This is a genomic window from Protofrankia sp. CiP1_Cm_nod2, from assembly GCF_920664355.1.
Lineage (GTDB): Bacteria > Actinomycetota > Actinomycetes > Frankiales > Frankiaceae > Protofrankia.
On the sequence record NZ_CAKKTL010000007.1, the window covers coordinates 40,226 to 45,687 of the forward strand.

4 protein-coding genes are annotated in these 5,462 nt (G+C 72.0%); 2 read left to right on the plus strand and 2 right to left on the minus strand.

Going from position 1 to position 5,462, the window contains the following annotated elements:
• Nucleotides 1-207: 207 nt before the first annotated feature.
• Nucleotides 208-408 carry a DUF3073 domain-containing protein gene (locus NBW84_RS01635; protein ID WP_250281015.1) on the plus strand — a complete coding sequence of 67 codons (201 nt, stop codon included), beginning with the start codon at nucleotides 208-210 and terminating at the stop codon, nucleotides 406-408.
• A gap of 921 nt (nucleotides 409-1,329) precedes the next feature.
• Nucleotides 1,330-4,014 (plus strand): EAL domain-containing protein, encoded by a 2,685-nt coding sequence (locus tag NBW84_RS01640; RefSeq protein ID WP_250281017.1) that lies wholly within the window; start codon nucleotides 1,330-1,332, stop codon nucleotides 4,012-4,014.
• 30 nt (nucleotides 4,015-4,044) lie between these two features.
• On the opposite strand, the gene purM is transcribed toward NBW84_RS01640, so the two are convergent.
• Nucleotides 4,045-5,220: a phosphoribosylformylglycinamidine cyclo-ligase gene (gene purM / locus NBW84_RS01645; protein WP_250281021.1), complete on the minus strand. Its 1,176-nt coding sequence runs from the start codon at nucleotides 5,218-5,220 to the stop codon at nucleotides 4,045-4,047.
• Nucleotides 5,221-5,282: 62 nt separating this feature from the next.
• Nucleotides 5,283-5,417, minus strand: a complete 135-nt coding sequence (locus NBW84_RS23995; protein WP_445548606.1) for a hypothetical protein — start codon at nucleotides 5,415-5,417, stop codon at nucleotides 5,283-5,285.
• Nucleotides 5,418-5,462 lie beyond the last annotated feature (45 nt).

Consider the following 5,462-nt stretch of genomic DNA (forward strand, 5'->3'; position numbering starts at 1 on the left):
CCCCGGCGTTCAGGAGTAGCCGAAGCGGCCGGTCGCCAGATTTCGATCTGTGATTCATGTCACGTATATGCCGCTGCGATCGCCTCCCAACCGGACAACTGTGGGGTTGGCATGCCGGGCGGCCCGCGATCCCTGTAGTCTCGGGAGGCACGAGACAATGAGAGCACCGGGGCGGGTCCCCGTCGTCATGTTCGAGGGGGTCGAGCCATGGGGCGCGGCCGAGCGAAGGCCAAGCAGACGAAAGTCGCCCGCGAGCTCAAGTACAACTCGCCGAATATGGACCTGGATCGGCTGAAGGCCGATCTGGGCGCGAGCAGTACGCGAGACGACACTGCGGACGATCCGTACTCGGATGATTCCTACGAGTACGACTACGTCGATGAGGATGAGGACACCGGCCGACGGTAGCGGTACGCGCATGGTGCGCAGGCCCGTGGGTCCCGCGTCACCGGGTACCACCGTCGGGCAGTGCTCCTCACCACCGCAAGGTGCGCCAGGGGTGCGCGTCCCACGCCCGTTCCACGTGTGGGACGCGCACCCGTTCTGGACGCTTCGAGCTCTTCCGGGGCGGCCATCGCGCGGCCGGCGCTCCACCGGAGGCAGCCGTCCCGGGGCGGTGCGAGCCGTCGGCGTCCCGTGAACGTCCGGTCACGGGAGCTCACACGGCCCGCAGGCCCACCAGCCGGCGCACCTCCGGGGCGCAGGCGGCTCCGTCCGGGGGCGCGCGGACGGGTCTCACAGGGCTGGTGCGTGGTCGCTCCGCGGGTTCCGGCGGGTTCACCGGCCCACGTGGCCATCGGGTAGCACGTGAAGCCGCGGGCGTCCGCCGGACGGTCCGCGGGTCGACGGGCGAGCATCACAGGCCCGGGTACCGCGTCCGTACGCCGCCGCCATACCTCCGTCGCGGGCCCGACAGACGGGCATGGCGATGGGGAGCCGCAGCGTGCGAATCATCCAAATTTTGTCACATTTAGTTATTTATATGAGACATATTGTAACGGACCGCTATATGATCTATGCCACTATGGGCAACATTCGAGCTGAGCATCCCGGTCAGCACGGACTCGACCGATACACGTGGCAAACTGGCGGGGTCGCATCGCCATCGGACCGCACCAGCTGGCGGCAATGACGGCCGTTCCATCCGAGCGGGTCTCGGCCTGAACGTGAGCCTACGAGAAGGCTGCTGGCAGGCATCGGCGCGTTGCCCGCAAGGTCGAGACGGAGGCCGGCTACATGTCCACGAAGCCGCCGTCCGCCTCCTCAGATCATGCTACCCAGGGTGATGAACGGTCACGTTCCCTTCGTTCGCCCCAGATTCTGTACGGCGTGCTCGCGTGCACGTCCGCCGTGGCTGTCGCCGTCGCCGTCGCGGCACTGTTCGCCGCCCGGGGTGACCGGCCCGCCTGGGGCGCGCTCGCCCTGGCTCTGCTGGCGTGCGTGCTTGGCCAGCTACCGGTGGTCATTCGCCGGATCGGCCGGAATCTGGATGGCGTCAACCTCAGGGAATCTTCGCTGATCATCGCCCTCGCGCTGGTCCCGGGCCCGTGGGTCGTCCTGCTCAGCCTGCCGACAACGCTGGGAGCGCAGCTGGCCGCCGGGCACCGGCGGTTCCCAGCGCTGGTACGCACCGCTGTCGTCACCACGAGTACCGGGATGGCTGTCCTGGCCGCGGCCGCGGTCATGGGTGGCCGTGGCCTGCCGGCGGCGCTGCCGAGCACCCGTGCGTTCGTCGCCGTGGCCGTCGCCGCCATGGCCTGCGGCATCCTCACCTGGCTTCTCAGCACGCTTCTCACCGCGTGTATCGCAACGCGCGTCACAACGTGGTCGAGATGGCCGGCCCGCCGCATGCCGCACGACAGCTTCGCCCTCCTGCGAATGCAGTCGATCATCGCGAACACCGCACTGGGCCTGCTGCTGGTCGCGGCCGTGAGCTGGAGCCCGGCCGTCGCGCTGGCGCTTCCGTTCGCCGCGGCCGGTCCCGGCATCGGCCACTACCGCAGGCTGCGCTCCCTGGAGGAACGCGGCCACTGGGACGAGGTCAACGCCGCTACCCGGGAGCTCGCCGACGCCGACGAGCCAACCGTCATCATGATCGCACAACGCAGGGCCGAGATCCTCTTCCGCGCGGACAGCACGGTGCTGACCACCTGGCCCGCCGCGCCCGCCGGCACCGCACCGACCGACAGCAGGCCCGCCGACAGCGCGTCCACCGACACCACACCCACTGACGCCGCACCCGCCAGCGCCACGCTCACCGGCCCCACGCTCACCGGCACCGCGTCGGCAGCGGCCGGCCAGCACGCGCCGGCAACGGCCGGGCGGCATCCACCGCCAGGTGCGCCGCCGGAAGACGCCCACCAGCAAGACTCTCCTTCCGGGCGGGACGCCCACCGGCAGGAGGAGCGATGGCCGGTTCCGCCCGGGCGCCGCCGGTGGCTGCCACCCCGGCTCCGGGAGATCAGCGCCCCCCTGCTCGCGGGCGAGGAACGGATCGGCTTACTCACCCTGAGCTTCCGCCGGCCGACGGCCTGGCGTCGCCACGAGGAGCAGGTCCTGGCGGCCTTCACCCAGGCAGTCTCCCGCGCCCTCGCGCATGCCCGGCTGGAGGCCCACGCCCGCCAGGTGGCCGAGGAGCAGGCCCACGACGCCGGGCACGACTGGCTGACCGGCCTGGGCAACCGCCGGCTGCTGATGGCCAGGGCAGCGGCCGAGCTGCGGCGGCAGGCCGAGAGCGGGCGGTCCGTCGCCCTCGTGATGATCGACCTGGACCGCTTCAAAATCATCAACGACACCCTCGGGCACAGCGCCGGCGACCGGGTGCTACAGGCGGTCGCCGAACGGCTGCGGCGCGGCGTCCGGGCGGACGACGTCGTCACCCGCCTGGGCGGGGACGAGTTCGCCGTCCTCGTCACCGGTATCGACGACCCCGCCCAGGCCGAGGCGGCCGCCGCCGAACTCGCCGACGTGCTGTGCCGGGACATCGTCCTGGACGGCATCCCGCTGGCGGTGGAGGCGTCCCTCGGGGTCGCCTGCCACCCGCAGGACGGCGGCACCATCGAGGAGCTGCTAAAACACGCCGACATCGCCATGTACCAGGCGAAACACTCCCATCCCCGGTGGCGGCGTTTCGACGCCGGCAGCCACGACCCGTCCCTGGAACGGCTCGCCCTGGTCGCCGAGCTGCGCTCCGCGATCAGCGGGAACGAGCTGGTACTGAACTACCAGCCCCAGGTGGAGCTGCGGACCGGGCGGATCAGCGGCGTCGAGGCACTGGTGCGCTGGAAGCATCCACGGCGCGGGATGCTCACCCCCGAGATGTTCGTCCCCGCGATCGAACAGTCCGGGCTGGTGCAGGACTTCACCAAGGCGATCCTCGAGCAGGCCCTCGTCGCGTGCGCCGGCTGGCGGGCCAGCGGGTTCGACATCACGGTGTCGGTCAACCTCTCCGCCCGCAACCTCCTGAACACCGAACTTCCCGGGGACGTGGCGAAGCTGCTGGTCAAGCACGACGTCCCGGCGGCGGCACTCACCCTGGAGATCACCGAGACCGCGATGATGTCGGACAAGCGGACGGCCCACCGGCTGCTGGGCAAGCTGCGGGAGATCGGCGTCCGGATCGCCGTCGACGACTTCGGCACCGGATTCTCCTCTCTGACCATGCTGCAGGAGCGGATCCTCGACGAGGTCAAGGTGGACCAGAGCTTCGTCCGCAAACTGCTGGTCGAGCAGGGTGACGCCGCGATCGTCTCCGCCACGATCCACCTGGCGCACACCCACAGCCTCCAGGTGGTCGCGGAGGGGGTGGAGACCGCCGAGCTCATGGCCGCGCTGGCGGCGCTGCGGTGCGACTTCGTCCAGGGCCTGTACACCGGCGCGGCCATGCCGCTGCCGGAGCTCACCGCCTATCTGCGGGCATCGGAGTCCGCGCCCCGCCGGGCGGTCGGCACGAACGCCCGGATCCTGCCGCTGTACCGCCAGCGGCCCCGCGGCCCCAAACCCCCCGGGGACTGACCAGCCCCGGGAGGCACCGACCAGCGCCGGCTACCCGGCGGGCGGGTGTTCCCCGACAAGCTCGGCCCGGCCCTCCTCCGCGGCACCGTTGACGGAGCCGGCGGCGCCCTCGGCGGTGCCCCCGCCGGGGCGGGCGGTGACCTCCCCGACGATCCAGGCGGGGATCCCGCGGGCGGCGAGCAGGTCCACGGCGGCGGGCGCATCGTCCGCGCCGAGCACGGCGACCATCCCCACCCCGAGGTTGAACGTGCGTTCCATCTCGGCCCGCGGTATGCCGCCACGCCCGGCCAGCAGGGCGAACAGGGGCGGCGGGGCCCAGGTGGCGCGGTCCAGCCGGGCGGTCAGGCCGGCGGGCAGCACCCGCGCCAGGTTGGCCGCGAGCCCGCCGCCGGTGACATGCGCGAAGGCGTGGACGTCCAGCGCCTCGGCCAGGGCGAGACAGTCGCGGGCGTAGATCCGGGTGGGGACGAGCAGCGCGTCACCGAGAGTGGCGCCCAGGTCGTCCTCGTGGCGGGCCAGGGCGGCCCGGCCTTCCGCGGACACCCCGCCGGGGCCGTCCGGGTCCGGCGGGCCGAGCAGCGCGTGGCGCACCAGGGAGTACCCGTTGGAGTGCAGGCCGGACGAGGCCATCGCGACCACCGCGTCCCCGGGCCGCACCCGGTCCGGCCCCAGCAGCGCGTCCGCCTCCACCACACCGACGCCGGTGGCGGCGAGATCGTAGTCGTCGGCGCCCATCAGGCCGGGATGCTCCGCGGTCTCACCGCCGACCAGCGCGGCGCCGGCCTGCTGGCAGCCCCGCGCGATCCCGGCGACGACCGCCGCGATCCGCTCCGGGACGACCGTCCCGCAGGCGATGTAGTCCAGCAGGAACAGCGGTTCGGCGCCGCAGACCACCAGGTCGTCCACGACCATCGCGACCAGGTCGACACCGACGGTGTCGTGTCGTCCGACCGCCCGCGCAATGGCGATCTTCGTGCCTACGCCGTCGGTCGACGAGGCGAGCAGCGGACGCCGGTAGCGGGCGACGTCGAGCGCGAACAGCCCGGCGAAACCGCCGAGGGAACCGACCACCTCGGGCCGCGTGGCCCGGGCGACGTGCTCACGCATGAGCGTGACTGCACGGTCACCGGCGTCGATGTCGACGCCGGCGTCCCGATAGGACACCGCCGGCGACGAGACCCCTGTCGGAACCGGTGGCGGGGCCAGTGGCGAGGAAGACGCCTCAGGCCTCGCGGCCCGCGGGCCGGGCGGAACGGGCGGTGGCACGCTCAACCCGGCCGCACCACGGAGTCCACGTCCGGGGAGGGGTCGGCGCCGTTCATCCCGGCCGTGATCTCGCTCACGACGTCCTCCAGCAGGTACTTGCCGAGATGGCCGGTGTGCGGGAGCGGCACCGGGTACACCCCTGTCTCTTATACACATCTGACGCTGCCGACGACCTTACGCGT

Bases quoted from the DNA above. Each gene is read 5' to 3' on its own strand.
- NBW84_RS01635 (WP_250281015.1), top strand. From the start codon at position 208: ATGGGGCGCGGCCGAGCGAAGGCCAAGCAGACGAAAGTCGCCCGCGAG.